Source organism: Streptosporangium sp. NPDC023825 (assembly GCF_040639575.1).
In the GTDB taxonomy this organism is placed as follows: Bacteria; Actinomycetota; Actinomycetes; order Streptosporangiales; family Streptosporangiaceae; genus Streptosporangium.
In genome coordinates this window covers 1-25,013 of record NZ_JBFAAE010000056.1, presented here as the reverse complement: position 1 = coordinate 25,013, position 25,013 = coordinate 1, and the positions used below count along the sequence as shown (strand labels likewise).

The following is a 25,013-nucleotide window of genomic DNA, read 5'->3' as shown; positions in this document are numbered from 1 at the left end:
TGGATTGCGCCCGCCGTGTAGTTCGAGGTCGAGCTGGCTTTTGAGGGTGTCGTTGACCGATTCGATCAGTTGGCGGATCGGTTTGAAGAACTGCTCGCCCGGCCGGGACGCACAGTATTCATGACCGGGAGCCGCGGCGATGCTGGATCCCGGCCATGATCGCGGGCCATCTTCCCTGAAAAAGGGCCAAGTATTGAGAAAAGTCTCACCAGGGTGGGCCGGTACTGCGGGGCGCGTCGCAGCCGTCCGGGTTCGGACACGCGTGCGTAGCGCTTGACGGTATTGAGGGACAGGTTCAAGCGGCGCGCGCACTCCAGCAGGCCGACGCCCTTGCCGAGCAGGTCGTGGACCTGGTGCCAGCGCTGCAGGGTGTTTTGTGCCCGGGGGCCGTCCTGTGGGGGCGGGCCGGCTTTGGCCCAGCAGGCGCTGTGCGCGGCGACCTCTTTCATGACGGCCTGGCCGAGGCCGTGCCACAGGTGCCACCGATCGCCGGCCTGGATCGCTTGCGGGAGGGCGCGGCGGATCGCCTCGGCGTAGGTGCCGGAGCCGTCTCGGCACACGACCTGCACTTGGGGATGGGTGCGCAGCCAGGCTTCGAGGGTGTCGGCGGTGCGCTCGGGCAAGACGTCGATGCGCTGGCGGGTCTCGGCGTTGATCAGCACGGTGGCGTAGCGGTGACGTCGGCGCAGGGCGAAGTCGTCCACCCCCAGGACGCGGGGCACCTGAAGCCGTGGCAGAGGCAGGCGGAGCAAGATGCGCAAGGCGGTATGCCGCGACACGTGCACGGCCAGGGCGGATAAGGTACGCGCGCCGGCACGTCCGGCCAACTCACGGACCACCGCGCCGATCTGGCCGACAAGGCGGGGAGTGCGCCGCTGGTAGCGTTCCAGCACGCCGGGCAACTGTTCGCGAAACGTCTGATGGCAGCCGCGCGTCGGGCATACCAGGCGGCGGATCCGCACCGCCACGAGCACGTGGCGTGCATCGACCGGGACATCTGCAACGCTCCGCTCGTGGTAGCCATGCACCCGGGCGGTCTCGGCTCCACAGCGCGGGCACGCGACTGATCGGTCCGGGGTCCGCGCCCGCACCCGGATATGTTCCCCCTCATCTTCCACAGACTCCACGACCAGCGGCAATAAGCCCGAGAACACGACACTCACCAGCTCGTCGACGTCACCCATGACTCACCGTGACGCAGGAGACGTTCCGTCACCACCGAATCTGCGACAGAGCCGTTTGATTGACAGACCCGGCTCGTGTGAACCTCTACCAGTCGGCGAGGTCGACCACGCGTGCGCAGTGCGGATCGTCGTCGGTCGGCCTGGTCCGATACTGCTCGTCGATAAGAGAGGGCAGCGCGGTCAGCAGCGCGGTGAGCGCACCCGACAGACTTAGGTCCACGGCAGTCGTCCCGGGCCCGGCCTTCGGGCTTTCCAGGTAGAGCCGCAGCCGGTCCGAACCCAGCAACAGGAAGCCCAACAGAAGCGGCTTGGGACGATCTTCGGTGAAGGGGCGGACGAGGGTGCGCACCACCCTCAGCGCCAGATCGTCCGGTGTGTCCTCGGCGGGTTCGACGACGGCGGGGTCCACCCGGACGAGGGGCATGCCCATCACGGCGCCGACACCGGCGTCGAGCGAGCGTGGGGTGCTGAGCACGGCGCGCAACAGGGCGATGACGTCGTAACCGCTGCGCAGGCCGTCGTCCTCGCGCAAGGGGATCTCGTAGGCCGTCAGCCGGTCCGCCCGGCGGGCGCCGACAACCACCCTGATCGCCTCAGCCGGGGCCGCGACTGGCAGAACGCCACGGATGCGCTCGGCGTCGACGAGCGGGGCATGGATGTGGTGGAGCAGCAAGCCGATGATGTCGGCCTGCTGCTCCATGATCTCTTGGCGTGAGTATGTCATCCCCCATTTAGACGCCCGTGGCCTGCATCCAAGCAGGTGTTTGCATGATCGTTATCCAGCGGGGTCCAGCAGAATTGTCGTTCCGGCCTCTGCGCTGATCGCCGTTGGCCGGGTAGTACTCACACCGCAATCCCGCCTCTCGGGGATCTCCGAGGTCGCCATGAGAGCGGTCCCTCCCGACAAGATCAACCGAATATGCAAAGTAAGTCTGAACAAGATCGGCGACCTTCGTCCGGACCTACGTTGCAACCCGCAGCTCACGACGAAGAGGGTTTGCAACCTTCGCGCGGAACGGACACAAATGGTTCATATGGTGTCTATGGGTTGTGCTGCTGTGATGCTGTCTGATTGATCGTTGGTTGTTGTCAGGGCTTGTGTCATGTTCGGCGTCGGAAGGGCCGCCTCCGCTGTGCCACTCGCTGGCTCTGCAGTCCTCGACGGTGAGGCTGCTCTGGCAGGGTGGAGTGCCGTGAGTACCGACGAGCAGCATCTGGTTCCGGCCTCGCGTCGCCGCGGCGGCCTGGCCGCCACCCGCGGTGGCCACCAGGAGAGCGAGCGGTCGTTCTTCTGCCGGATCTGCCAGCGCGCCGAGCGTGGGGTGTGGGTGCCGGCGGGCTGGTATCTGCTGGAGCGTGCGCCGGGCGGCAAGGGCCGCCACATCCGCCTGGGCTTGTACTGCAGCGTCGCCTGCCTGGTGCGCGCCGGGGAGATGCTGGAGGCCGGGGCGGCCGAGCACGCGGCCCGGATGGACCTGCCCACCGAGGAGGACCGGCGCCGCGAACGCGCCCGCGTCGTCGAGGTCGCCCAGACGCTGCTCTCAGGGGGGCTGACGATCCGCCAGGCCGCCGAGAGTTTGAACGTGGAGACCTTCACGTTGAAGGCATGGCTGAAGGAAGCCGGCATCCAGATCAGCCCAGCCGCGGCCGCGCCGGTGACGGCGGGCTCGCCGGGGTTGTCGGCTGGGACGGGTTCGGGGGAGCGTCATCCGGTGAGCGTGTTGAACGAGCTGACCCAGCAGGGCCGTATCGAGGCGGTCGCCTGGGCGGTGGAGTCGACCGGGCCGTCGCACGCGCCGTCCTTCACTGCGGCGGCCGTCACCCGCCTGCTCGCCACCGGCACGACGGTGCGCGGTGAGGGGAGCGGGGCCAGTAAGGCGGCCGCCGCCGCGTTGCTGGCTCGCCTTGATGCGGCGTGAGGGTGCCGGCACATCCCTGGGTGATCTCGTGGCGATCCTCGGGGTGCGAAGCGCGGCGGAGGCCGGAGCGGACCCGCCGATCAGCTTGACCGTCGCAGGGAGTCCACGTACCGGTGGGCGTCGTGCGCCATGTTCCGCCACAGCGCGAGTGTGGCCGTGTCGCCGTCCCGGGCCGGGAACGCGACCCATTCCCGCATGGTCCGCGTTCCCATCGTCACGTGTTCGGCGGTTCCCGCGTCGAGGAGCCGGCGAGCTTGATCCCGTGGGAGTTTCACGATGAGCTCACCGCGACGACCGAGGAAGGCGAAGATCTTGCCGCCGGTGCGGAGTCCCGGGCTGCGGAACATCGTCGCCATGGCGACGTCCGGGTCGTCGCCGAAGTCTTCGGCGACCTTCCGGAGCAGATCGCGGTGTGGCGTGTCCCGACCGTCAGCCATCGGTGGCCTCCCTTTTCGGGAGAAGGCGGTCCAGTGCCGCCGCGGAGCCCTCGACGACCAGCCCCTCGGTCATGGCTGTCGCGGGGGTCATCAGTCCGGTGAAGAGCGCGACGAGCACCTGCGGCGGCGCCGTGATCGTGGCGTCGGGCCGGCGCCCGGTCGAGCAGGGACGCACGTCGACGCGGCCGTGGTCGGCGATGATGTCGCAGCCGTCGTACAGGTCGCCCAGGCGCACGGTGACGGCCGGGTCCCCGGGTGAGCCGTCCCGGCACAGGTGGCGCAGGGGCAGCGTGAACCAGTGCATCCTGAACGCGTCGCCGTCCGGCGGGGAGAGCATCAGGGGGGCGCCCCAGCGGGTGAGTTCGCGCACGACGCCGCCCAGGTCCTGGCCACGGCCGGTGAGACCGATCAGCGTCGCGGCGACCGGCGGCGGCTCGTCGTGCCGAGCGATCAGCCCGGCCGACTCCATCTCGCGCAGGCGATCGGCGAGCAGGTTGCTGGCGATGCCGGGCAGTCCGCGTCGCAGGTCGGCGAAGCGGCAGGGCCCCTGGGTGAGCAGTTCGCGGACGATGAGCAGCGTCCAGCGGTCGCCGACCAGGTCCAGCGCACGGGCCATCGAACAGTACTGGTTGTACGAGCGCATGATCTCACCGTATCCGGCCATGGTTGTCTTTCTCAACTTCGTGGTTTATTTTCTCAACCAGCAACCGGTGATCCAGGGAGACCGCATGACCGTCGTCAGCGACAACGCACCTTCCCTGCTCAGGGCCTACTACCGGGTCCTCACGGGCGGGATCGAGAACTACGACGGGGGCCGGGAACTTGCGCCCCTCCTGGCCGACGACCTCGAGTTCGAGGGCCCCCTCGCCGGACACGTCATCGGGGCGGCCCGCTTCCGGCAGGGCGTCAAAGGGTTCATCGCAAGTGTCGGCGAGATCGAGGGAATCCAGGAGGTCAACGGGCCCGAAGCCAGCGCCGTTCTCTACGACGCCCACTTGCCCAAGGGCACCGTCAGGTTCACCGAGTTCTTCACCTTCGCCGACGGCAGGATCCAGCGGCTGCGCCTCCATTACGACCCCGCCGCCTACATCGCCGGCGGAGGGGGCTGAGCACGCTCAGAAGGATCACGGTGACCGGTGCGGATGGTTAAATTCGAACCATGCTGGTCAGTGCGCACGAGGTTGAGGTGTTCGAGGGATCCAGGGCGCGGTTGGAGGCGATCGCGTACCGCCTGTTGGGGTCGGCCAACGATGCCGAGGATGTGGTGCAGGACACGTTCCTGCGCTGGCAGTCCGCCGACCGGGCGCTCATCGAGACGCCCGAGGCATGGCTGACGAAGGTGCTCACCAACATCTGCCTCAACCGGCTCACCTCGGCGCGGGCCAGGCGGGAGACCTATGTGGGCCAGTGGCTACCCGAGCCGGTCCTCGCCGGGGACCAGATGCTCGGTCCGTCCGACACCGTCGAGCAGCGTGAGTCGGTCTCGATCGCGATGATCACGCTGATGGAGCGGCTCTCGGCCAAGGAACGCGTCGTGTACGTGCTGCGCGAGGCGTTCGGTTACTCGCACGGCGAGATCGCCGAGGTGCTCGACCTCACCGAGTCGAACTGTCAGCAGATCTACCGGCGTGCCAAGCAGCACCTGGCCGCCGACCGGCGCCGGGTGGAGGTCGACGCGGCCGCGGCCCGCAAGATCGTCGAGGAGTTCCTCGCCGCGGCACTCAGCGGCAGGACCGACTCACTGGTGCGGATGCTGACCGACGACGCGATCCACGTCGGTGACGGTGGCGGCGTGGTCTTCTCGCTGCCTCGGCCGATCACCGGTGCACTGGCGGTGGCGAGGTTCCTGCGCGGGCTGTTCAAGCCCACCGCGGCCAAGTGGGAGATGATCGGCGGCCAGCCCGTCCTGTTCGCCGCGGTCGCCAACGGCGTACCCGCGCTGGTGCTGATGGTCGGAGACCGGGTCGCCACCGTCGTCTCGCTGGACGTAACCACCGACGGCATCGCGGCCGTCCACACCCAGGCGAACCCCAGCAAGCTCGAGCGCGCCACGCGCCAGTGGGCCACCTACGAACACGGGGAACCGCTCACCGACACCTGGTGACCTGGATCACAGTCCACTCCTGTCAGGGTTCGTGCCGCTGTCCGGTTCAGGAAGCAACACCAGCCAGACAGGAGTGGGTGACACCATGAAGCACCAGATCGTCGTTCTCGGGGCCGGATACGCCGGAGCGAACGCCGCCGGGCGCCTGGCCAAGCGCCTGCACCCCGCCGACACCGAGATCACCCTCGTCAACGCCGATCCCGAGTTCGTCGAGCGCGTCCGCATGCACCAACTCGCGGCCGGCCAGGACCTGAAGCCGCGCGCACTGACCGACGTCTTCGCAGGCACGAGCGTGCAGGTGCGGCTGGCGCGGGTCACCGCCGTCGACGCCGAACGCAAGACCGTCCACGTCGTCGACGCCGACGGTCCCGGCGAGCTCGCCTACGACACGCTCGTCTACGCCCTCGGCAGCGCCGCCGCCGACCACGGCGTGCCCGGCGTCGCAGAGCACGCCCACGATATCGCCGGCAAGCAGTCCGCGCTGCGGCTGCGTGCGCGTCTGGCCGAACTCGGCGCTGGTGGAACCGTGCTCGTCGTCGGTGGTGGCCTCACCAGCATCGAAGCCGCCACCGAGATCGCCGAAGCCCGGCCGGACCTCGAGGTCTCACTCGCCGCCCGCGGCGGCCTCGGCGACTGGCTGAGCGAGAAGGCCCAGAACCACCTGCGCAAGGCGTTCGACCGGCTCGGCATCACCCTGCACGAGCACACCGACATCGCGGGCGTCGAGCCGACCGGCGCGGTCACCGCCGACGGCCGCGCGATCCCGGCCCAGGTGACCGTCTGGACGGCCGGCTTCGCCGTCCACCCCATCGCCGCGGCCACGACCCTGCAGGTCTCCGCGACCGGGCAGATCGTCGTCGACGACACGATGCGGTCGGTCTCGCACCCCGACGTCTACGCCGTCGGCGATGCCGCGCTCGCACCGGGCGCGAGCGGCACTCCACTGCGGATGTCCTGCGCCTCGGGAGTTCCCTCGGCCCACCTGGCGGCCGATGCCATCGCCGCTCGCCTGACCGGACGCCCGATCCCCCAGAACAAGATCGGCTACCTGGGCCAGTGCGTGAGCCTCGGCCGCCGCGACGCCATCGTGCAGTGGGTGACCCCGGACGACCAGCCCAAACCGTCCGCAACCACCGGCAAGCTGGCCGCACGCCTCAAGGAGGTGATCTGCAAGACCGCGGCCTGGAGCATCTCCCACCCGACATCGATGCTCCCGACCCGCCGCCACACCATCAAGGCCGAAGAGCCCCTTGAGATCACCGTGTGACACCCCACCACCGCACGGGCCTACCCGATACGGCCCCGTGCGGTGGTGGGATAGAGCCTGCGGCCGGCCCGCCAGGAGGTGGTGCTGGCGACCCTGGCCCTCATCGAGGGCCGGTTCGCCGACGCCGAAGGACTCTACACCGAGGCCGACGGCATGCGGCGCGCCGGATCCCTGCACGCCGTCCGGGTCTGCCCCCCAGTGTCAGGAGGACATGTGCAACGTGGCGAAGTCTGGTGGGTCGCGTTCGACGAGCGGCGGCCGGTCGTCCTGCTGTCGGGAGACGATGCATCCGGGTTCCGGGCGATGCAGGTCGTCGCTCCGGCGGGCGTCGACCTCAGCGGTCTGGGCGTCGAAGTGGCAGTAGGAGCCGGAGAAGGACTGCCCTTTGAAGGCGTGCTGCGGATAGCGTTCCCTCATCCAGGCATGACTCCTTGCACGTGGCTGACCACGGTGTCCCGGGACGACCTGATCGAGCAAGCGGGCGTCCTGTCCTCCGCGAAACTCAGCGAGATCGAGGATGCCCTCCGCCTCGGGGAGCAGGCGAAGGAGTGGACCCCAGCCACGACCGCGAAACTCAGCGAGATGAGGGACGCCCTCCGTCTCGGTGGACTCAGGTAGGGGTGCCATTAAGAATCGTGTCAGGAGCCGCAAACAACGGCGTTCCTGCAGGTGAGAGCCATCAATTGACGCCGTTCAGGGGCTAATTGAAGCCCCTCTTCTGGTCAGAGGCGTCGGCGGCCAGGGTCGTGTTCAGCGAGCGCTGCGGCGACGGCTTCGGCGCTGGGATTGACGTAGATGCCGAGAGTGCGCAGGTTCTGGTGGCCGGACAGGGCCATCAGCATGGACGAGGACCAGCCGTCCTCGCCCAGGTGGGTCAGCCGCGAATGGCGCAGCTGGTGCAGGGTGAAGCCCGCGCCGGCCGGGTCGAGGGGCTTGGTGGCCTGCTTGAACAGGTACTCGGCGCGCTCATATGACAGCCGGGCCCGCCCGGTGTCAGGACACAGGTCGGCGGCGGCGGGTGTGCGTGCCGGGCCGGGGCGCCGGTCGGTGAGGAACACCGGCCCCCGGCGGCGGCCGGCCAGCAGGCGGGGCAGTAGCCGGGCGGTGCCGGACTGCCATTGGATCCAGTCGGTGGCGCCGCCCTTGCGCTGCACCCGGCCGCGTTTGGCCTCGGTCACCAGGTCGCCGACGTTGAGGCCGAGGACCTCGTGGGCGCGGGCGGCTGACTCATAGACCAGCCGAAACAGGGTCTTGTCGCGTAGCGGTAGATCCCGGCGCTCCCACAGTGCGGGTCTGTCCAGTTAACGGCTCTGGCTCACTTTCGGTGGTAACGGAACGTGTGCATCAAGCTGACGTCGCGGAGCTGGGCGAGTTCCTTATCAAACGCCCGAAAGATCGTGCGATTGCCCGCGCCCTTGCGCGCCGGATCGCGTCACGACCCCTTTTGGCCGGCTGATTCGTCCCCAGCGCGCCCTTATCGCCTGTGACCACGCTCGGTTACCACCGAAAGTGAGCCAGAGCCGTTTGATTGACAGACCCCAGCCAGGGGTTCGCTGCCGCATGCCTGGCCAAGGTGAGATTTTCGGGTCAGACCCTCATCGCGGAGTTTCGCCTCTTCCGCGGGAACCACGGGCGGACGTACGCCAAGGGAAAGGTCACCAAGAGCGCGTCGAGGTCGTGATCCCGGCCGAAGACGTGGCCTGCCGAGGGCGAGCGTGAGACACGGGGTCAGGCGGACGGGTGCGCGATGACACGCACCCGTCCGCCTGACCCCGTCGCATATCCACGCCGGTTGCCGCGTCAGGCGGGCCTGTGCGCGGTGTGCGTCACCGCGCACAGGCCTGCGGGGCCCGGCCGCACATCACCGGCGAACACCTCGGAGTCGAGCCGGGGCTCGTAGCCGAGGTCGGCGCGGGCGTTGGAGAGGTCGAAGAGGCGGCGCGTGTTGGCCGAGATCCCGAAGTAGACGCCGTAGCGCACCTTGGCCGCCAGCGCCGCGCGGACCAGCCGCCGCAGGTCGGCGGGCGCGAGCCACTCGGCGATGTTGCCCGTGGTCGTCGGCGTCGGCAGGCACAGGCCCAGCCGCAGGCAGACGACCGAGGTGTCGCCCGACGCGGCGATCACGGAACCGTACGCCTCGGCGAAGGCCTTGGTCGCGCCGTATCGGCAGCACGGACGGGCCGGCCAGGAGGGATTGACGACCGCCTCGCCCGGCCGCGCGTAGCCGCCCATGACGTGCACCGACGTGGCCAGGACGACCTTCGCGACGCCCGCGGCCAGGGCGGCGTCGAGCACGGTGGCGACCGTGTCGACGTTCGGGCTCCGCAGGTCGGCCCACGGGGCGGAGGGGTTGGGAGAGGCGGCCAGGTGGACCACGGCGTCGACGCCATCGACGGCCTCGGCCGCGAACGCGGGATCGGACAGATCGCCGACGACGACCTCGGCGCCGTCCCAGCCCTGGACGTCACGCCTGTCGGTCACCCGCAGGTCGAGCCCCTCCAGGCCGGGACGGAGCTGCCCGGCGACGTTCCCGGCGGCGCCGGTGATCAGTGCGGTGATCAAGGAAACCTCACCAGTTCGTGAACGAGCCGTCGTCGCGCCGGAAGCGCGGGGGCGGGTTCATTATCACCGGCGTCGCACGCCGGGCAGCCGCCAGGTCGATCTCCACGCCGAGCCCGGGCAGGTCGGCGGGCACCACCGCGCCGTCGGCGACGCGCGGGCCGGCGACGATGACGCCGGTGTCGTCCCACCCGTAGGGCCGTGCCTGCTCCTGCAGGCCGACGTTGGGCAGGCTCAGGTTGACGTGCGCGGACGCGGCCGTGCACACGGGACCCAGCGGGTTGTGGGTCGAGACCCGGATGTGGTGCGCCTCGCACATCGCCGCGATCTTGCGGCCCTCGGTGACGCCGGTGTTGGACAGGTCGATGCGCGCGTGGTCGATGAGATCCTCCTCGATCAGCGGCCGGAACTCCCACTTGCTCGTGAGCTGCTCGCCGGCGGCCAGCGGCACACCGGTGCGCCCGCGCAGCGCCCGGTAGGACTCCAGCGCCTCCGCCCGTAGCGGGTCCTCCACGAAGTAGGGCCGCGCGGCCTCGACCTCGCGGCAGAACAGCACCGCCTCCGCGGGGTCGAGCCGGGTGTGCACGTCGATGAGGAGCTCCACGTCGTCGCCGAGCGCCTCACGTAGCCCCCGCACCACGCCGAGCGTGCGGCGGACCGCGCGGCGCGGCTCGAACACGTCGCCCACCTGGTCGTCCAGGCCGATGCGCAGATGAGTCCAGCCCCGCTCGACCAGCCCGCGCGCGTTGTCCACCAGCTCGGGAAGCTCGCGGCCGAGCAGGTGAACGTAGGCGGGCACGCGCTCGCGGGAGCGACCGCCCAGCAGGTCGTACAACGGCACCCCGAGGGCCTTGCCGCGCAGGTCCCACAGCGCCATGTCGATGGCCGCGACGGCGGCTCCGACGTCGGAGCCGCCGGGGAAGAAGCCGCCGCGGTGCAGCAGCTGCCACAGGTGCTCGATCCGGGTCGCGTCCTGACCGACGGCCAGGGCGGCCAGGTCGCGCAGCGCCCCGTGGATCGTCTCCGGACGCGAGCGCATGCCGATCTCGCCCAGTCCGTACAGCCCCTCGTCGGCGTGCACGACGACGAGGAAAAACGACGCCTCCCGGGTGCGTACGGGCAGCGGTTCGATCTCAGTGATCTTCACGGCGCTCCCACCCGTTCGATTTCGGTGGTCTTCACGGCGTTCTCACCTGCTCGGTTTCGGTGGTCTTCACGGCGTTCCCGCCCACGTGGTGGCCGGTGTCCCCGCCCAGGCGGAGGCCGGAGGGCCGCCGACTCCGGCGTCGACCGCGTACAGCCTTCCGCTCCCGGCGGGCGGGTGGTCCAGGCCCAGCCACGCGGTGGTGATCAGCAGCGTGCTGCCCGCGAAGCAGACCGCGGTGGGCCGGGGAACGGGCAGGTCGACGACGGCCAGCAGCCGTCCGTCGGGTGCGTAGCGGTGCACGGCCGAGGCGTCCCAGACCGCCACCCAGACGCAGCCCTCGTCGTCGACGGCCAGCCCGTCGGGGTTGCCGCCGGCCACGTCGGCGATGACGCGCCGCCCGGACAGCTCCCCATCGACGACGTCGAACGCCTCCAGCCGCCGGTGGGGGAGCGTGTCGATGTAGTACATCGTCGTGCCGTCGGCGGTGAAGCCGATGCCGTTGGAGACGGTGACCGACTCCAGCGCCCGGGTGACCGAGCCGTCGCCGTCGAGCCGGAACAGCGCCGCGCGCGGTTCGCGCGGAATCGCCTGCGAGCCCGCCCAGAACCGCCCGGCCGGATCGCAGACGCCGTCGTTCATCTGGTCGCGTCCCGAGGTCAGACCGGAGGCGATCGGCGTGAGGCGGCCGTCCTCCGCCAGGTGCGCGAAGCCGTCCTGTACGGCCAGCACCCACCCGGCGCCCGGCTCGCGTAACGGCGCCACCGCCCCGACCCTCGTGCCCACCTCGTAGTCGGTGACCACGTGCAGGGCGCCTGCCTCGAACAGCGCCCGGTGCACGGTGCCCGCCTTGATGTCCACCCACAGCACCTCGCCGGTGCGCGGGTCGACCCGGGGACCCTCGCCCTGCTCGTAGGCGTGTTCGGAGACGGCGTCAGCTCTTGACCGCACCGGCGATCCCCTCGACGAACGTGCGCTGCAGGAACAGGAACACCACGATGATCGGGATGACCGCGATGCACGCGCCGGCCGCCAGGCCCGTCCAGTCGGTGGAGTTCTGACCGAAGAAGTTGTACATGCCCACGCCGAGCGTGCGCAGGTCGGGGCGGCCGAGTGTGAACACCAGCGGGATGAAGAACGCGTTCCAGGCACTGATGAACTGCATCAGCGCCACCGTGCCGATCACCGGCTTGGCCAGCGGCAGCATGATGCGGAAGAACGTCCTCGGGTAGCCGGCGCCGTCGACCCTGGCCGCCTCCTCCAGCTCCTTCGGGATCCCGCCGAAGAACCCCATGAACAGCAGGACCGGCACCACGAGCGCCGGTCCGGCCTGGGCGAGGGTGGCGCCGAGCAGGCCGTTGTTCAGGCCCATCCCGTTCACCAGCAGGAACGTCGGAATGATCGTGTAGCCGTGCGGGATGAACATCGTCACCACGAGGATGCCGACGATCACCTTCTTGCCGGGCAGGTCCTTGCGGGCCAGCGCGTACCCGGCCAGCGCGGACACGAGCAGGACGAGCACGACGACCGTGACCGAGTAGGTGATGGTGTTCATCGTGTAGTCGCCGAACCGCGCGGTCGTCCAGGCCCGCTGGAAGTTCCCCCAGGTCCACTCCTCGGGGATGACCGACAGGCCGCCGAGCAGCATCTCGCGCTGCGACTTGAACGCCGCCGAGATCATCCAGATGAACGGGTAGACCCAGATCAGGCAGAACGGGATGAGGAACACGTGCCAGGCCTTGAACCGGTGGCGATACCAGAAGCTCTTGTTCATACTGCGCCCACCTTGTACCTGTTACGCAGCAGCGGGGCCTGCAACAGCGTGACGACCAGGGTCAAGAGACCGAACACCACGCCGGCCGCGCAGGCGAAACCGTAGCGCGGGGCCTGGATGAACGGGTCGAAGGCGTAGCGGTAGATGTAGGTGGGCACGACATCCGTCGCGAAGACGGGACCGCCCTGGGTGGTGGCCTGGACGAGGTCGAAGGTGTTGAGGCTGCGCTGGAAGACCAGCAGCAGGATGACGATCGCGATCGGCGTCACCATGGGCAGCGTCACGTAACGCAGGAGCTGGCCGCTGCCGGCCCCGTCGATGCGGGCGGCCTCGTAGGTGCTCTGGGGGACCGTCTGCAGGGCGGCGAGCCAGTAGATGAGGGTGATGCCGAAGCCCTTCCACACGTCGATGCCCATGAGGGTCGGCAGCGCCGTCGAGGGCGAGCCGAGGAAGTTGATCGGCTGGTCGACCAGCCCGAGGCTGATGAGGATGTCGTTGACGAATCCGCCCGCCGGGTCGAACAGCACGGCGAAGACGATGCCGATGACCGCCGTCGTGGCCACGACGGGCAGGAAGAGCGAGAGCCGGTAGAGGTTGCGACCGCGCAGCCGGGAGTTGTTCAGCAGGATGGCGAACAGCAGCGCGAGCGGCATCTCGACGAAGATGGCGACGAGCGAGAACAGGAACGAGTTCCAGAACGCCTGCCAGAACATCCCGTTGCCGAGAACCTCGGCGAAGTTGTCAAGACCGACCCACGTGGTGGGGGTGCCCACGCCGTCCCAGTCGAAGAACGCGTACCACCAGCTGGCGATCATCGGCCAGATGGTGAACGCGCCGAAGAGCAGAACCATCGGGATGAGGAAGACGTAGCTCCACCCGTGCTTCCTGAGCCCGCGGAACGGAGACGGCCCGGGTGTGGCGGCTGATCCGCCGCGAGCCGGGGGCGGTGTCGCGGGCGCTGCCACGGCGCCGCCCCTGGACTGCGTTGTCGTCATGGTGTAGTCACTGCTCCGGCTCGAACGGCTCGAGCGGGTTCCAGCCGGGGAAGGTGATGTCCTTGCGTGAGGCCTTGCCGCCGCTCGCGGCGATGGTCTCGTCGATCAGCGTCCCGAGCTTCTTGTCGATGTCCTTGGCCATGGGCAGGAACGGCTTGTTGTTCACGATGGAGTCGGCGGCGGCGTCGATGTGCCGCAGTTCGGGCTTGCCCTCGCGGGCCGTCAGGATCATCTTCCCGCCCTCGCTGGCGAGCTTGGGGTTGGGCGCGAGCCGCAGCGTCTCGGTGGCGACGTCGAGGATGGCCTTCTGGTCGGGGTTCTTGACGGCCTCGTCCTTCCAGGCGCTCTCCAGGGCGGTGAAGGTGCCGAACTTGGTGTAGTAGGCCTTGTGGAACTCCAGGGAGGAGAGGAAGTCCATGACCTTCCAGGACTCCTTCGGGTGCTTGGACTGGGCCGACATGCCCCACAGCGGGCCGAAGGACTGGGGGAGTGCCGTGTAGGCGCCGCGACCGGAGTCGGGCACGGGGATCGCCGACACGCCCATCTCGATCTCGGGGTTGAGCTTGCGGATCTCGGCGACGTTCCACGGCGCGCTGGGGTACATCGCCAGCTTCTCCGCGGCGAACTCGGTGAAGGCGCGGTTGCCGTCCCAGCTCTCCCAGCCGGGCATCATCACCTTATCGGCCTGCATCCGGCGGTGCAGCTCGACCGCTTCGACCATGCCCGGGTCGGCGGTCGCCGCCTCACCGGTGCGGAAGTCGATGCCCTGCGCGGGGACGGAGTAGGGAACGGCGGTGTTGGCCAGCATCTCGACCGCGAGCGCCTTCGCCGCGGTGGGGGCGTAGCCGAAGACCTTGCCGTCACCCTTCTTCGTGATGGCCGTGGCCATCTTCTCCATCTCCGACCAGTTCTTGGGCGGGCCGTCGAAGCCGTTCTCCTTGAGAATCGCCTTGTTGTAGATGAAGACGCGCAGCGGCGACCAGTTGCCCCAGACCAGGGGCAGGCTCATGAGCTTGCCGTCGCGGTGCAGGCCGGAGGTCGCCGGCTCCATCGAGCCTTGGGGGAATCGACCGAGGAACTCCGGGGTGACGTACCGGTCCAGCGGTGCGACCCAGCCGCGCTCCAGCATCCGGTCCATGCCGTTGTCCTGGGCGCGGAACACGTCGGGCGAGCTGCCCTGCTGGAACATCAGCTCGATGGCGCTGAGCTGCTGGTCGGAGGGGTTCTCGACGACCTTGACGTTGATGTCGGGGTTGGCCGCCTGGAACGTGTCGAACTGCTGGCGGTAGAACTCGCTGGCTCCCGGGGGGTCGGGGACGAGAGCCACGGTGACGGTGATCTTTGAGCCGGAGGAGGCTTCCTCGCCACCCGCGCCGACGAGACTGCAGGCGCTGAGGGTCAGCGTGAGCGCCGCGGCCGCCGCGTAGTACAGAGCGCGTCTTGTATGGATCATGGGTTGAGCTCCCTTGGACGTTGGGGGGTGAGATAAGAGCCTTCGGGCGTCAGCCGCGGACGCCGGTGATGGATGGCGGCGCGTGCGTCGGGCCGAGATAACCTAGACCGACGCTGATCGAGTCGGCGGTCTCGATGACGGTGCTGGCCAGCTCGGCCTCCCGGCCCGTGAGGTCGAGCGTGGACAGCGGCCCGGAGATCGAGATGGCGGCCACCACCGATCCGGAGTGGCCGAGGATCGGCGTGGCGATGCACGCGCGCCCCAGGGCGAGCTCCTCGGTCTCGGTGGCGTACCCGCGCCTGGCCGCTTCGTCGAGCACGCGGTCGAGTTCGTCGTGCGTGGTGATGGTGTACGGCGTGTACTGGTGCAGCCGGGGCATGAGGGCACGGCGCTGCGCGGGGTCGAGGCCGAGCAGCAGGCACTTGCCCAGGCCGGTGGCGTGGAGGGGGTTGCGCTGCCCCATCAGCGCGAACGACCTCGGTGCGAGCCGTCCCTCGAAGTTGCAGAGGTAGAACAGCGACTCCTGGCGGCGCTCGGCGACGTTGACGCCGAGGCCCAGCGACGCGGCCAGGTTCTGGGCGGGTTGGCGGGCCTCCCGGTGCGCCGGATTCTGGTTGACGGCGGTGCCGGCCAGTGTGATGAGCGCGGGCCCGAGCCGGTACAGGCTGCTGACCGGGTCGCGCTCGACGTACTCCAGGGACTCCAGTGTGGCCAGCAGCCGGGAGGCCGTGGACTGGCCGAGCCCGGCGTGCTTGGCGACGTCGGAGACGCGGAGCAGGCGTCCGTCGACGAAGGCGGAGAGGATCGTTGCGGCCTTCTCCACGCTCTGGTTGGTGCCGAGCTCCGATGCCACCGTGTCTCCGAATCGAATCTTGATCAAAATTGAACGTTTCATGCACTATGTGGGAAGGTTACGCATATGTTGCATCGAGTCAATCCCTTTCTGGATGCCAGATGCTGATTCGTGATGCCGGAACGCTCGATCTGCACCTGCCCATCCAGCGGGTGCCCGGTCGTGATCTCGCCCCGCCCGCCGCCGTCTCGCCGAGGAGCTCAGCACCGCATGACCCATACCGTTCAGGGGCTGGTCCCCATCCTGGCCACCCCGTTCCTGCCTGACGGCTCCCTCGACCGCCGGAGCCTGCGCCGGCTCGTTGAGTTCCAGCTGACCGCTCGCGTCGACGGCGTGGCTGTGTTCGGCATGGCCAGCGAGGGCTTCGCGCTGACCGCGGCCGAGCGGCGGACCATCCTCGCCGACGTCGCCGAGGTGACGGGCGGGCAGGTTCCGCTGGTCGCCGGGGTCAACGGCACATCGACCGTCACGGCGCTCGAACAGGCCCGCGAGGCGGCCGACGGCGGCGCGGACGCGCTCATGGTGCTGCCGCCGTTCATGGTGAAGCCCGGCCCTGACCAGCTCGTCGACTTCTACGCCGCTCTAGGTGGCGTCGGGGTCGAGGTGATGGTGCAGGACGCGCCGGGCGTCACCGGCGTCGCCATGTCGCCCTCGCTCGTCGTGGAGCTGAGCAAGCTGCCCGGCGTCACCTCGGTGAAGATCGAGTCGCCGCCCACCGTGCCGAAGGTCGGCGCGGTGGTCGCCGCACTCGGCGACGAGGGGTTCGCCGTGCTCGGCGGCATGAACGGACAGTTCGTGCTCGACGAGTACGCGCGCGGAGCGGTCGGGACGATGCCGGCGTGCGAGTTCCCCGATCTGCTGGCGCCGATCCTCGCCGACTGGAACGCCGGCCGCCACGCCGCCGCGCGCGAGGCGTTCGCGCGGCTGCTGCCGCTCGTCGTCCACGGGCTGCAGCAGGGCATCGCCTGGGCGGTGCACAAGGAGGTGCTGGTACGGCGTGGCATCATCGACCACGCCATCGTGCGCTCACCCGCCAAACCGCTGGACGCCGCGGGCATCGCTCTGCTGAACGAGACCCTGACCCCCCTGCCGATCGCCGTGAGGAACATCTGACATGACCGTCATCGAGCGAGTGGACGTCTACCCGCTGTCCCTGCCCGCGCAGGACGGCGGCGCGAGGACGTACCGAACCAGTCCGCCGTGGCCGAGCATCTACGGCAGCCGCCGGGAGACGCTGCTCGTGCGCATCGTCACCGACGACGGGACGACCGGCTGGGGCGAGGCGCTGGCCCCCGTCGCTCCCGAGGTCCCCGCGCAGATCGTGTCGCAGCTGTTCACGCCGGTCCTCGTCGGCTCCGATCCGCTGGCCGTACGTCCGATCGTCGACCGGTTGCGCGACCTCATGCGCGAGCGCGGGCACCTCGGCGGGCACCAGGCCGACGCCCTCGCGGCGGTCGACATCGCACTGTGGGACCTGGCGGGCAAGCTGATCGGGCAGCCGGTCGTGCAGCTGCTGGGAGGCGCCTACCGTGACGTCGTGCCCACCTACGTCTCCGGGCTGCCGGGCAAGAGCGACGCCGACCGCGTGGCGCAGGCCCGCGACTGGGTGGCGCGGGGAGTGCGGCAGGTGAAGGTCGGCCTCGGCTACGGGGTGCGGGCCGACATCGCCAGTGTCGAGGCGCTGCGTGCCGTCCACGACGACCTTCGCGTGGCCGTCGACGTCCACGGCGTGTACGGCCTGGCCGACGCGATGCGGCTGGGCCGCGCCCTGGTGGAGCTCGACGCCTGGTTCTTCGAGATGCCGCTGGCCTTCGAGGACGTCGCGGGGCACGCAGACCTCGCCACCCGGCTGGACATCCCGGTGGCCACGGGCGAGAGCATGCGGCACCGCTTCGAGTTCCGCCCCTTCGTCGACGCGCGCGCCGTGGGTCTGCTGCAGCCGGACATCGGGCGCACCGGCATCACCGAGGGGCTGGCCATCGCCCAGTACGCCGAGACGCACCACCTTTCGGTGGCGCCGCACCACTCGGCCGGGCTCGGCATCGCGGTGGCGGCGGGCCTGCACGTGAGCGCCGCCGCGGGCAACCTGCTCGCGTTCGAGTATCACCCGACGCTGTTCCCCGAGGCCAACCGCATCCTGTCCACACCGCTGGAGCCGACGCCGACCGGTATGGCGGTCCCGGTGGGGACGGGTCTGGGAGTCGAGGTCGACGTGGCCGCGGTCGAGAAGCTGGTGGCCGCATGAGCGGACGGAGGGTGCTGCTGGTCGGGGCGTCCACCCCGATCGGGCGGGCGATCGCCGAGCGCTTCGCCGCCGACGGCGCGCGCGTGGTGGGCGTCTCGCTGGAGGAGTCCAAGCACGACGTGCTGGCCGCCGACCTGGCCGCCGACTGCGCCGACCCGGCGGCGGCGACGGCGGCGGTCGCCACCGCGGTCGAGGTGATGGGCGGCCTCGACGTGCTGGTGCCGGCGGCGGGCGTCATGCCCATAGCCCGGGCCGATCGCACCACCGACGATCAGTGGCGGGCGGCGTTCGCGGGGTGCCTCGACACGTTCTTCTTCACCGCCCGGGCGGCCCTGCCCCACCTAGGCGAGGGCGGCGCGATCGTCGCCGTATCATCGGTGAACTCGTTCCTGGCCGCTCCCTGGGTCGCGGCGTACGCGGCCGCCAAGGGCGGGGTCGACGCGCTGGTCCGTCAGCTCGCGCTGGACGTCGCCGGGAGGGGGGTCCGCGTGAACGCCGTCGCGCCGGGCATGGTCGGCGGCGCCGACCTGCCCGATGCCGCGGGCGGTTATCCGATCGGCCGCACCATCACACCGGCCGAGGTGGCCGAGGCCGTCGCCTTCCTCGCCGGACCCGCGGCGTCAGGGATCGCGGGAGTGGTGCTGCCGGTCGACGGCGGGTTGTCGATCACCTCACCGGCGACCTTCGCCCGCGCCGACCTCAGGGCCCGCCTGGACGACCATGCCTGAGGTGGAGATCGGGGGGCGGTTCGGGCGCCTCTACGGGTGGCTCGACTGGCCGGCCCGGCTGGTCGGGCTCAACCTGCTGTGGGTCCTCGGTGTGCTGGCCGGCCTGGTGGTCGGCGGGCTCGGCCCCAGCACGCAGGCTCTCTACGTCCTTGAGCGTGACTACCTGCTCGGCCGCTCTCCGCGGATGTGGCGCGACTTCTGGTCGGCGTGGCGGGCGAACCTGGTCTCGTCGCAACCGGCGCTCGGCGTGCCGTTGCTGACCGTGTGGGTGCTCGTCTTCTACCTGCTGGCCGCTCGCGGCACGCCGGTGGTGTACGGCCTCGCCGTCGTACTGTTCCTCTATCTCGCCACGTTGATGCAGCTGCCCGCCGTTCTGGCACACATGGACCTGAGCCCGACCCAGGCCTGGCGAGCCACGATGGAGGTCGCATGGAGGCATCCGGTCGCGACGCTGGGAGTGGCCCTGCTCGTCGCCGTTCTCGTGGTCGGTGCCTGGTTCACGACTCCTGCCGCGCTGCCGCTCCTCGTCCCGTCGCTGCCCGTTCTGCTGGCCACCCTCGCCGCCCGCCGCGGCCTGCCGCCGCTTGCGGAGAACTGACGTGCCGGCCGTCCGCCGTGCTCTGCTGTCGTCACGGCCGCGGGGATCAACGCGCAGGTCAGCCGGGCAGAGCCGTCGCCGTCGCGTGGTAACCGAGGCTCGATGAGATCTGGTCGGCGTACTCGATGACCGTCATCGCCAGCTCGTTCTGGCGCCGGGCGAGGTTCATGGTGGACAGCGGGCCGGAGACCGACAGCGCGGCGACGATGCGGCCGGTCCTGTCACGGAGCGGCGCGGCGAGGCAGGCGCGTCCGAAGGCCAGCTCCTCGACCTCGGTGGCGTAACCGCGCTGGCGGACCTCCTTCAGTGCCGCCATCAGGTCCCCCAGCTCGGTGATCGTGTGCGGCGTGTAGCGGGCGTATGTGGTGCCGAGCAACTCGCCGACCTCGGCCGGGGACAGCTCGCTGATCAGTGCCTTGCCCATGGCCGTGGCGTGCAGCGGTCCTTCGCGGCCGATCAGCGTGGAGGGACGCGGAGCGCTGGGACCCTCGAAGTTGCACAGGTAGAACATGCTCGCGCCGTGGCGCTCGGCCACGTTGGCGCCCAGGCCCAGCGCGCCGGCGAGATTCTGGGCCTGCTGACGCGACTGCTGGTGCACCGGCGACTGGTTGAGCCCGATGCCCGCCAGTGTGATCACCTGTGGTCCGACGGAGTAGAGGCCGCTGCGCTCGTCGTGCGAGAGGTATCCCAGAGTGACGAGTGCGCCGACCAGGCGCGACACCGTCGACTGCCCGAGCCCTGTGGCGGCTACCAGCTCGGAGATACGGCGCTCGGGGCGTTCCTCGCTGAAGGCCGACAGCAGGGAGAGCGCACGCTCGACGCTCTGCGTACCTCCTGCGGATTCACGAGCCGACACACGGGCCGCCATGATCTTCACCTGTCCCGGATTGTAGAAGTGTCATCCACATCGTAGATGACATCGCTCCTTCACGGTGAAGAACCGGGCATCGTGGGCAATGGGTGATAGCACTGTCATTTGGATTATCCATCTGTTATACAGTTTTAGAATCTAAAAGATGAGGCGAGGAGCCCTGATGCCCACCCTCCGACGACCATCTCTCATGCTCTGTGCCGGACTGGTGATCGCGAGCGCGCTATCCGTCACCACCGGCGTCGCGACCGCGGATGAAGTCCGTACAACGGCTGGTGTCGCGACCGTGGAAGGAGCCCGCACACACACCGGTAAGCCCTGGACCCTGGTCAAGACCGTCTTCGACCCGGAGTACCGGGAGTCCGGTGGGTGGCTGCCCGGCGCCCTGTCCGGGTTCGCCGGCGGCCAGGCCCGCTACACCAACAAGCCCGGCGACACCGCATCCTGGACGCTGACCGCCCCCAAGGCCGGTGCCTACCAGGTCGACGTCTGGTACCCGCCGTTCCACACCAGTGCCGGCAACGCCGAATACACCGTCACGCCGGGCGGGCGCACGCACGTCGTCAACCAGCGCGAGGGCGGCGGGTACTGGCGCCCGCTCGGGCCGGTGGTCGCGAGGGCGGGGCAGGACGTCACGGTGACGCTCACAGCGGGACCGGACCTCACACCCGTCGATCCCCTCGACGAGTACACGCGCACCTACGCCGTCCGGCTGCGGCGGGGCGGACCCGCCAACCCGCCGCCGCCGGACGGCCCCGGCCTCGGCGACTACCGGCTCGCCTTCGCCGACGAGTTCACCAAGCCCATCGACTGGGCGAACGGCCCGTGGGACCCGCGCACCGACGTCCGGGGCAACAGCTCGCAGCGCGCCGCGAACGTGCGCTTCGACCCCGACGTGCCGGGCAGCGACGGCGCCGCCGTCATCGACCTGAAGGCGGAGACGGATCGGGGCAAGCCCTTCACCGGTGGCGGTCTGGTCTCCAAGGACCTCATGCGCTACGGGTACTACGAGACCCGCGTCTGGATCAACAAGGGTCCCGGATGGCACCCCGCCTTCTGGTCCATGTGCGGCGGCGCCAACGGCGTGCACAAGTGCCAGCTGGCCGAGATCGACGGCTTCGAGATCGACTCGATCCATCCGAACCGGGTGATCCACAACGTCTTCGACCACCGCCCGCCACGACGGCAGGTGACCAGCGGCTGGTACGACGTGGGTACCGACCTGTCCCAGGGTTGGCATGTCTTCGGCTACGAGTACGACGAGGCCGGGGTCCGGTTCTTCGTCGACGGCAGGCAGCGCGCCTACCTGGCCTATCCGGCGGGCCCGTTCGTGCACGACTCGATGAAGGTGTGGCTGACGGCGGTCGCCTACAACGACTACCCCGACCCGGCCGCGCTGCCCGCGACCGCCGCCTTCGACTACTTCCGCTACTACGAGAAGGACTACTACGCCGACAACGACGGTCCGACCGCCGCCGGCTACGCCGAGAGCGGCCCCGGCTGGGCGGCGTCGTCCCTGCCCGGCTTCGGAGCGCTGACCTCGCGGTACTCCTGCGATCCGGGGGCCGCCGCGAGCTGGAAGGTGACGGCGAAGGCGGGTGGCCGCTACGAGGCGTTCGTGTACCGCACCGGAGCCGAGGGCGGCAACACCCAGGCGCGTGTGACGCTGAGCCGCGGCGGAGCGCAGCTGATGATGCGGCGGGTCGACTTCAGCGCCGCTGGAGCCGAGTGGGTCTCGCTCGGCGAGGTCGACGCGTCGGCCGGGGACGAGTTCACCGTCGGGCTCGCGCGGGACGGCGCGGGATGCATCCGTGCCGACACCGTGAAGCTCGTGCGCACGGGGAACGGACGATAGACGCAGAACGGGCCGCCTGACCCGAGCACCGGCGCGGGCGGCCCGTTCCGCGTCCGTCATCCCGAGCCGCAGGACCGCATCCGCGGGCCCCGGATGACGCCTTCACCAACCAGTGATGTGGAATGTCGGGACCCTCTACCGTTTGGAGTGCGCTGTGCCTCTGTTCGACCTTCCCCTGGAGAAGCTCCGCGACTATCTGCCCGAGCGTGAGGAGCCTGCCGACTTCGACGCCTTCTGGTCCAGGACCCTGGCCGAGGCCGCCGAGCACGACCTGGCCCCCACATTCACGCCCTACGACATCCCCCTCACCGCCGTCGAGGTCTACGACACCTCCTTCGCCGGCTGGGGTGGTGACCGGGTGAGTGCCTGGTTCCTGGTTCCGCGGGGCGCGCAGGGCCCGCTGCCGTGCGTGGTGAAGTACATCGGCTACAGCGGCGGCCGGGGCTTCGCCCACGACCACCTGACCTGGCCGTCGGCCGGCTACGCCACGCTGGTGGTCGACACCCGCGGACAGGGCGCGGCGCACGTGAACCAGCCGGGCGCCACCGCCGACCCGCACACCGGTGGCGCGCCGCACGCTCCGGGGATGATGACCCGGGGCATCCTGGACCCCGACACCTACTACTACCGGCGGGTGTTCACCGACGCCGCCCGCGCCGTCGACGTGGCGGCCGGCCACCCCGCGGTCGACGCCGAGGCGATCGTGGTGACGGGCATCAGCCAGGGCGGCGGCATCGCCCAGGCCGTCGCCGCGCTCCGGCCCGACGTGCGGGCCGCCCTGATCGACGTGCCGTTCCTCACCCACTTCCGCAGGGCCGTGGAGATCACCGGGCGCGACCCCTACCAGGAGATCGTCCGCTTCCTGTCCTCCCAGCGCGCCGCACCCGAGCAGGTGTTTCGCACGCTGGCCTACTTCGACGGCCTCAACTTCGCGGCCCGCGGCCAGGTCCCCGCGCTGTACTCGGTGGCATTGATGGACGACATCTGCCCGCCGTCCACGGTGTTCGGCGCCTACAACCACTGGCGGGGGCCGAAGGAGATCACCGTCTGGCCGTGGAACAACCACGAGGGCGGCGGCCCCTTCCAGGTGGAGGAGCAGCTGCGCTACCTGAACAAACTCCTGGCAGACCGCTAGGAGCTTGAGAATTCGGTTTTCCGTACCCCATTGTCCTGGAGCGAAGCGTGACAGACGAGTTGCTGGAACAGACCCTCGACGCGTGTCCGGTGATCGCCATCATCCGGACGCGCGATGCCGGAAACGTTCCGGCCGTCCTGAGGACGCTGGTCGACAGGGGTATCCACGCGGTGGAGCTGACGCTGACGACGCCCGGTGCGCTGGAGGCGATACGCGCCGCGGCGGCATCCGGGCTCGATGGGCTGGTCCTGGGCGCGGGCACCGTCCTGGACGCACCCTCGGCGCGGGCGGCGGTGGAGGCCGGGGCGCGCTATCTCGTCACTCCGGCGGTGCTGCCCGAGGTCATCGACGAGGCTCGGCTGCTGGGTGTGCCGGTTTTGCCGGGCGCGCTGACGCCGACGGAGATCCTGCAGGCGCGTTCCGCGGGGGCCACGATGGTGAAGGTCTTCCCCGTCGCCGCGGTCGGCGGTCCGGACTACATCACGGCCGTCCGGGCTCCCCTACCGGACGTGCTGCTGGTACCGACGGGCGGGGTGAGCGTGCACGACGCTCCGGAATACCTGCGAGCGGGCGCGTACGCGGTGGCGATGGGCAGCCCGCTCATCGGCGACGCCTGCGAGAGCGGGGACATGACAGGTCTCGCCTCGCGTGCGGACGAACTCCTGCGTGGGCTGCGGGGCTGGAAGCGCGGGGTACGGAATGCATGAGCTGGTCACCCTCGGCGAGGCCATGGCGGTGGTCCGTTCCACCGCGGTGGGGCTGCCCAGGCCGGGCAGTCCGGCGGAGATCTCCTTCGCCGGCGCCGAGGCCACGGTCGCCGTGGGCATGAGCCGCCTGGGGCATCGGACGTGCTGGATCGGCCGCCTCGGTGACGACGACGCCGGCGACATGATCACGGCGACCCTGCGAGGTGAGGGGGTCGACGTCGGGTACGCGGTCAGGGACGCCGAACGGCCCACGGGCCTGATGCTGCGGCATCGCCGCACCGCTGACCGGGTGAGCGTGGCCTACTACCGGCAGGGGCTCGCCGGGGCGTCGCTGTCGCCCGCGGACCTGCCGGTGGAGGTGATCAGGTCCGCGCGGCTCATCCATCTCACGGGTATCACGGCCGCGCTCGGAGATCAGGCGGCCGCCGCGGTGGAGCGCGGTGTACTCCTCGCCCGCGAGGCGGGGGTGACGGTCAGTTTCGACGTCAACTACCGCAGCCTGCTCTGGCCCGCCGATCGGGCACGACCGGTGCTGTCACGCCTGGCCTCGATGGCCGACATCGTGTTCGCCGGGCAACGGGAGGCCGAACTGGTCACCGGTACGAGCGCGACCGCCGAACACCTGGCCGGGCGGTTGCTGGAGACGGGAGCACGCCAGGCCGTCATCAAGCTCGGCTCCGACGGCGCCCTGGCGGCGGACGGCCGGACCGTGGAGCGCAGGGCGGCACCGCGGGTCACGGAGATCGACCCCGTCGGCGCGGGAGACGCCTTCGTCGCGGGCTACCTTTCGGCCTTCCTCGATGGCGAGGGCTTAGGGGGCCGCCTGGAGCACGGCGTGCGGTGCGGAGCGTTCGCTGTGTCGGTGACCGGCGACTGGGAAGGCCTGCCCAGACGCCGGGAACTGACCCTGCTGGACGCCGATGACAACGTCACCCGCTAGTGTCATGCGTCAGAAATTCGTCGGCAATATCGGGCGAGGGATTCGAGGATCTCCTCGGCGGTCTTTTCCAGACGAACGGGCGTGGGTTGTCGTTCCAGTCGTTGATCCAGGTGCGGATGTCGCTCTCCAGGGCTTGCACGCTTTTGTGCGCTCCGCGCCGGATCATCTGGTCGGTCAGGAAGCCGAACCAGCGCTCGACCTGGTTGATCCAGGAGGAGCCGGTCGGGGTGAAATGCATGTGGAAG

25 protein-coding genes and 2 pseudogenes are annotated in these 25,013 nt (G+C 69.9%); 13 read left to right on the top strand and 14 right to left on the bottom strand.

The features are described 5' to 3' along the window. Positions 1–206: 206 nt before the first annotated feature. Positions 207–1,184: pseudogene (locus AB0G15_RS33815) on the bottom strand (ISL3 family transposase); the annotation flags it as partial. A gap of 85 nt (positions 1,185–1,269) precedes the next feature. Further along, positions 1,270–1,884, bottom strand: a complete 615-nt coding sequence (locus AB0G15_RS33810; RefSeq protein ID WP_362847768.1) for a hypothetical protein — start codon at positions 1,882–1,884, stop codon at positions 1,270–1,272. Between the two features lie 493 nt (positions 1,885–2,377). On the opposite strand from AB0G15_RS33810, the gene AB0G15_RS33805 reads away from it, so the two are divergent. Then, positions 2,378–3,103: a hypothetical protein gene (locus AB0G15_RS33805; RefSeq protein ID WP_362847765.1), complete on the top strand. Its 726-nt coding sequence runs from the start codon at positions 2,378–2,380 to the stop codon at positions 3,101–3,103. A gap of 80 nt (positions 3,104–3,183) precedes the next feature. On the opposite strand, the gene AB0G15_RS33800 is transcribed toward AB0G15_RS33805, so the two are convergent. Next, positions 3,184–3,540, bottom strand: coding sequence for a hypothetical protein (locus AB0G15_RS33800; protein ID WP_362847762.1), 357 nt, complete (start codon positions 3,538–3,540; stop codon positions 3,184–3,186). After that, positions 3,533–4,219, bottom strand: coding sequence for a winged helix-turn-helix transcriptional regulator (locus AB0G15_RS33795; protein WP_362847760.1), 687 nt, complete (start codon positions 4,217–4,219; stop codon positions 3,533–3,535). Before AB0G15_RS33795 ends, AB0G15_RS33800 begins: the two co-directional genes overlap by 8 nt. 49 nt (positions 4,220–4,268) lie before the next feature. Between AB0G15_RS33795 and AB0G15_RS33790 the strand changes: the two genes are divergently transcribed. The 4 genes from AB0G15_RS33790 to AB0G15_RS33775 all read left to right on the top strand — a co-directional run bounded on the left by AB0G15_RS33790 (position 4,269) and on the right by AB0G15_RS33775 (position 7,529). Further along, entirely contained in the window at positions 4,269–4,649 is a 381-nt protein-coding gene (locus AB0G15_RS33790; protein ID WP_362847757.1) for a nuclear transport factor 2 family protein, read from the top strand. Positions 4,650–4,699: 50 nt separating this feature from the next. Next, the gene (gene sigJ / locus AB0G15_RS33785; protein ID WP_362847754.1) at positions 4,700–5,644 is read left to right on the top strand and encodes an RNA polymerase sigma factor SigJ; all 945 of its coding nucleotides are present in this window, start codon (positions 4,700–4,702) and stop codon (positions 5,642–5,644) included. Positions 5,645–5,729: 85 nt separating this feature from the next. Then, on the top strand, positions 5,730–6,911 hold the full coding sequence (locus AB0G15_RS33780) for an FAD-dependent oxidoreductase (RefSeq protein ID WP_362847751.1): 1,182 nt from the start codon (positions 5,730–5,732) through the stop codon (positions 6,909–6,911). Positions 6,912–6,992: 81 nt separating this feature from the next. Further along, positions 6,993–7,529: a type II toxin-antitoxin system PemK/MazF family toxin gene (locus AB0G15_RS33775; RefSeq protein ID WP_362847748.1), complete on the top strand. Its 537-nt coding sequence runs from the start codon at positions 6,993–6,995 to the stop codon at positions 7,527–7,529. A gap of 104 nt (positions 7,530–7,633) precedes the next feature. Here AB0G15_RS33775 and AB0G15_RS33770 read toward each other — a convergent pair whose 3' ends face one another. The 8 genes from AB0G15_RS33770 to AB0G15_RS33735 form a co-directional block, all read right to left on the bottom strand. Then, complete coding sequence (locus tag AB0G15_RS33770; protein WP_362847861.1) at positions 7,634–8,197, bottom strand: site-specific integrase; 564 nt, start codon at positions 8,195–8,197, stop codon at positions 7,634–7,636. A 514-nt stretch (positions 8,198–8,711) separates the two neighbouring features. After that, a complete protein-coding gene (locus AB0G15_RS33765) occupies positions 8,712–9,473 on the bottom strand; it encodes an NAD(P)-dependent oxidoreductase (RefSeq protein ID WP_362847745.1) in 762 nt (253 codons plus the stop codon). Between the two features lie 7 nt (positions 9,474–9,480). Beyond that, positions 9,481–10,617, bottom strand: a complete 1,137-nt coding sequence (locus tag AB0G15_RS33760; protein WP_362847742.1) for a mandelate racemase/muconate lactonizing enzyme family protein — start codon at positions 10,615–10,617, stop codon at positions 9,481–9,483. 66 nt (positions 10,618–10,683) lie between these two features. After that, positions 10,684–11,565 carry an SMP-30/gluconolactonase/LRE family protein gene (locus tag AB0G15_RS33755; protein WP_362847739.1) on the bottom strand — a complete coding sequence of 294 codons (882 nt, stop codon included), beginning with the start codon at positions 11,563–11,565 and terminating at the stop codon, positions 10,684–10,686. Further along, entirely contained in the window at positions 11,549–12,388 is an 840-nt protein-coding gene (locus tag AB0G15_RS33750; RefSeq protein WP_362847736.1) for a carbohydrate ABC transporter permease, read from the bottom strand. Before AB0G15_RS33750 ends, AB0G15_RS33755 begins: the two co-directional genes overlap by 17 nt. Further along, complete coding sequence (locus AB0G15_RS33745) at positions 12,385–13,239, bottom strand: sugar ABC transporter permease (protein ID WP_362847734.1); 855 nt, start codon at positions 13,237–13,239, stop codon at positions 12,385–12,387. Before AB0G15_RS33745 ends, AB0G15_RS33750 begins: the two co-directional genes overlap by 4 nt. 151 nt (positions 13,240–13,390) lie before the next feature. Continuing rightward, the gene (locus AB0G15_RS33740) at positions 13,391–14,836 is read right to left on the bottom strand and encodes an extracellular solute-binding protein (protein WP_362847731.1); all 1,446 of its coding nucleotides are present in this window, start codon (positions 14,834–14,836) and stop codon (positions 13,391–13,393) included. A gap of 49 nt (positions 14,837–14,885) precedes the next feature. Further along, the gene (locus AB0G15_RS33735; protein ID WP_362847728.1) at positions 14,886–15,689 is read right to left on the bottom strand and encodes an IclR family transcriptional regulator; all 804 of its coding nucleotides are present in this window, start codon (positions 15,687–15,689) and stop codon (positions 14,886–14,888) included. Between the two features lie 210 nt (positions 15,690–15,899). Between AB0G15_RS33735 and AB0G15_RS33730 the strand changes: the two genes are divergently transcribed. Genes AB0G15_RS33730 through AB0G15_RS33715 form a run of 4 tightly spaced genes read left to right on the top strand, consistent with a single transcriptional unit; the run spans position 15,900 to position 19,260 of the window. Next, positions 15,900–16,802, top strand: a complete 903-nt coding sequence (locus tag AB0G15_RS33730; RefSeq protein WP_362690528.1) for a dihydrodipicolinate synthase family protein — start codon at positions 15,900–15,902, stop codon at positions 16,800–16,802. Between the two features lies 1 nt (position 16,803). Then, positions 16,804–17,934 (top strand): mandelate racemase/muconate lactonizing enzyme family protein, encoded by a 1,131-nt coding sequence (locus AB0G15_RS33725; protein ID WP_362847725.1) that lies wholly within the window; start codon positions 16,804–16,806, stop codon positions 17,932–17,934. Continuing rightward, positions 17,931–18,662, top strand: coding sequence for an SDR family oxidoreductase (locus tag AB0G15_RS33720; RefSeq protein WP_362690534.1), 732 nt, complete (start codon positions 17,931–17,933; stop codon positions 18,660–18,662). The genes AB0G15_RS33725 and AB0G15_RS33720 overlap by 4 nt, the downstream gene beginning before the upstream one ends. Continuing rightward, on the top strand, positions 18,655–19,260 hold the full coding sequence (locus tag AB0G15_RS33715) for a DUF624 domain-containing protein (protein ID WP_362847722.1): 606 nt from the start codon (positions 18,655–18,657) through the stop codon (positions 19,258–19,260). Before AB0G15_RS33720 ends, AB0G15_RS33715 begins: the two co-directional genes overlap by 8 nt. A 58-nt stretch (positions 19,261–19,318) precedes the next feature. Here AB0G15_RS33715 and AB0G15_RS33710 read toward each other — a convergent pair whose 3' ends face one another. After that, complete coding sequence (locus AB0G15_RS33710) at positions 19,319–20,128, bottom strand: IclR family transcriptional regulator (protein ID WP_362847719.1); 810 nt, start codon at positions 20,126–20,128, stop codon at positions 19,319–19,321. Positions 20,129–20,294: 166 nt separating this feature from the next. Here AB0G15_RS33710 and AB0G15_RS33705 point away from each other — a divergent pair, with 166 nt between their 5' ends. From AB0G15_RS33705 to AB0G15_RS33690, 4 genes are all read left to right on the top strand, one after another. Next, on the top strand, positions 20,295–21,986 hold the full coding sequence (locus tag AB0G15_RS33705; protein ID WP_362847716.1) for a family 16 glycosylhydrolase: 1,692 nt from the start codon (positions 20,295–20,297) through the stop codon (positions 21,984–21,986). Between the two features lie 154 nt (positions 21,987–22,140). Beyond that, on the top strand, positions 22,141–23,121 hold the full coding sequence (locus tag AB0G15_RS33700; protein WP_362847714.1) for an acetylxylan esterase: 981 nt from the start codon (positions 22,141–22,143) through the stop codon (positions 23,119–23,121). A gap of 47 nt (positions 23,122–23,168) precedes the next feature. Further along, complete coding sequence (locus AB0G15_RS33695) at positions 23,169–23,828, top strand: bifunctional 4-hydroxy-2-oxoglutarate aldolase/2-dehydro-3-deoxy-phosphogluconate aldolase (protein WP_362847711.1); 660 nt, start codon at positions 23,169–23,171, stop codon at positions 23,826–23,828. Next, entirely contained in the window at positions 23,821–24,768 is a 948-nt protein-coding gene (locus AB0G15_RS33690; RefSeq protein WP_362847709.1) for a sugar kinase, read from the top strand. The genes AB0G15_RS33695 and AB0G15_RS33690 overlap by 8 nt, the downstream gene beginning before the upstream one ends. On the opposite strand, the pseudogene AB0G15_RS33685 reads toward AB0G15_RS33690, so the two are convergent. After that, a pseudogene (locus tag AB0G15_RS33685) lies at positions 24,758–25,013 on the bottom strand (hypothetical protein); the annotation flags it as partial. The gene AB0G15_RS33690 and the pseudogene AB0G15_RS33685 overlap by 11 nt on opposite strands.

Bases quoted from the DNA above. Each gene is read 5' to 3' on its own strand.
- AB0G15_RS33740 (WP_362847731.1), bottom strand. From the start codon at position 14,836: ATGATCCATACAAGACGCGCTCTGTACTACGCGGCGGCCGCGGCGCTC.
- AB0G15_RS33745 (WP_362847734.1), bottom strand. From the start codon at position 13,239: ATGGTTCTGCTCTTCGGCGCGTTCACCATCTGGCCGATGATCGCCAGC.
- AB0G15_RS33780 (WP_362847751.1), top strand. From the start codon at position 5,730: ATGAAGCACCAGATCGTCGTTCTCGGGGCCGGATACGCCGGAGCGAAC.
- AB0G15_RS33725 (WP_362847725.1), top strand. From the start codon at position 16,804: ATGACCGTCATCGAGCGAGTGGACGTCTACCCGCTGTCCCTGCCCGCG.
- AB0G15_RS33810 (WP_362847768.1), bottom strand. From the start codon at position 1,884: ATGGAGCAGCAGGCCGACATCATCGGCTTGCTGCTCCACCACATCCAT.
- AB0G15_RS33710 (WP_362847719.1), bottom strand. From the start codon at position 20,128: ATGGCGGCCCGTGTGTCGGCTCGTGAATCCGCAGGAGGTACGCAGAGC.
- AB0G15_RS33800 (WP_362847762.1), bottom strand. From the start codon at position 3,540: ATGGCTGACGGTCGGGACACGCCACACCGCGATCTGCTCCGGAAGGTC.
- AB0G15_RS33720 (WP_362690534.1), top strand. From the start codon at position 17,931: ATGAGCGGACGGAGGGTGCTGCTGGTCGGGGCGTCCACCCCGATCGGG.
- AB0G15_RS33750 (WP_362847736.1), bottom strand. From the start codon at position 12,388: ATGAACAAGAGCTTCTGGTATCGCCACCGGTTCAAGGCCTGGCACGTG.
- AB0G15_RS33715 (WP_362847722.1), top strand. From the start codon at position 18,655: ATGCCTGAGGTGGAGATCGGGGGGCGGTTCGGGCGCCTCTACGGGTGG.
- AB0G15_RS33730 (WP_362690528.1), top strand. From the start codon at position 15,900: ATGACCCATACCGTTCAGGGGCTGGTCCCCATCCTGGCCACCCCGTTC.
- AB0G15_RS33690 (WP_362847709.1), top strand. From the start codon at position 23,821: ATGCATGAGCTGGTCACCCTCGGCGAGGCCATGGCGGTGGTCCGTTCC.
- AB0G15_RS33790 (WP_362847757.1), top strand. From the start codon at position 4,269: ATGACCGTCGTCAGCGACAACGCACCTTCCCTGCTCAGGGCCTACTAC.
- AB0G15_RS33705 (WP_362847716.1), top strand. From the start codon at position 20,295: ATGCCCACCCTCCGACGACCATCTCTCATGCTCTGTGCCGGACTGGTG.
- sigJ (WP_362847754.1), top strand. From the start codon at position 4,700: ATGCTGGTCAGTGCGCACGAGGTTGAGGTGTTCGAGGGATCCAGGGCG.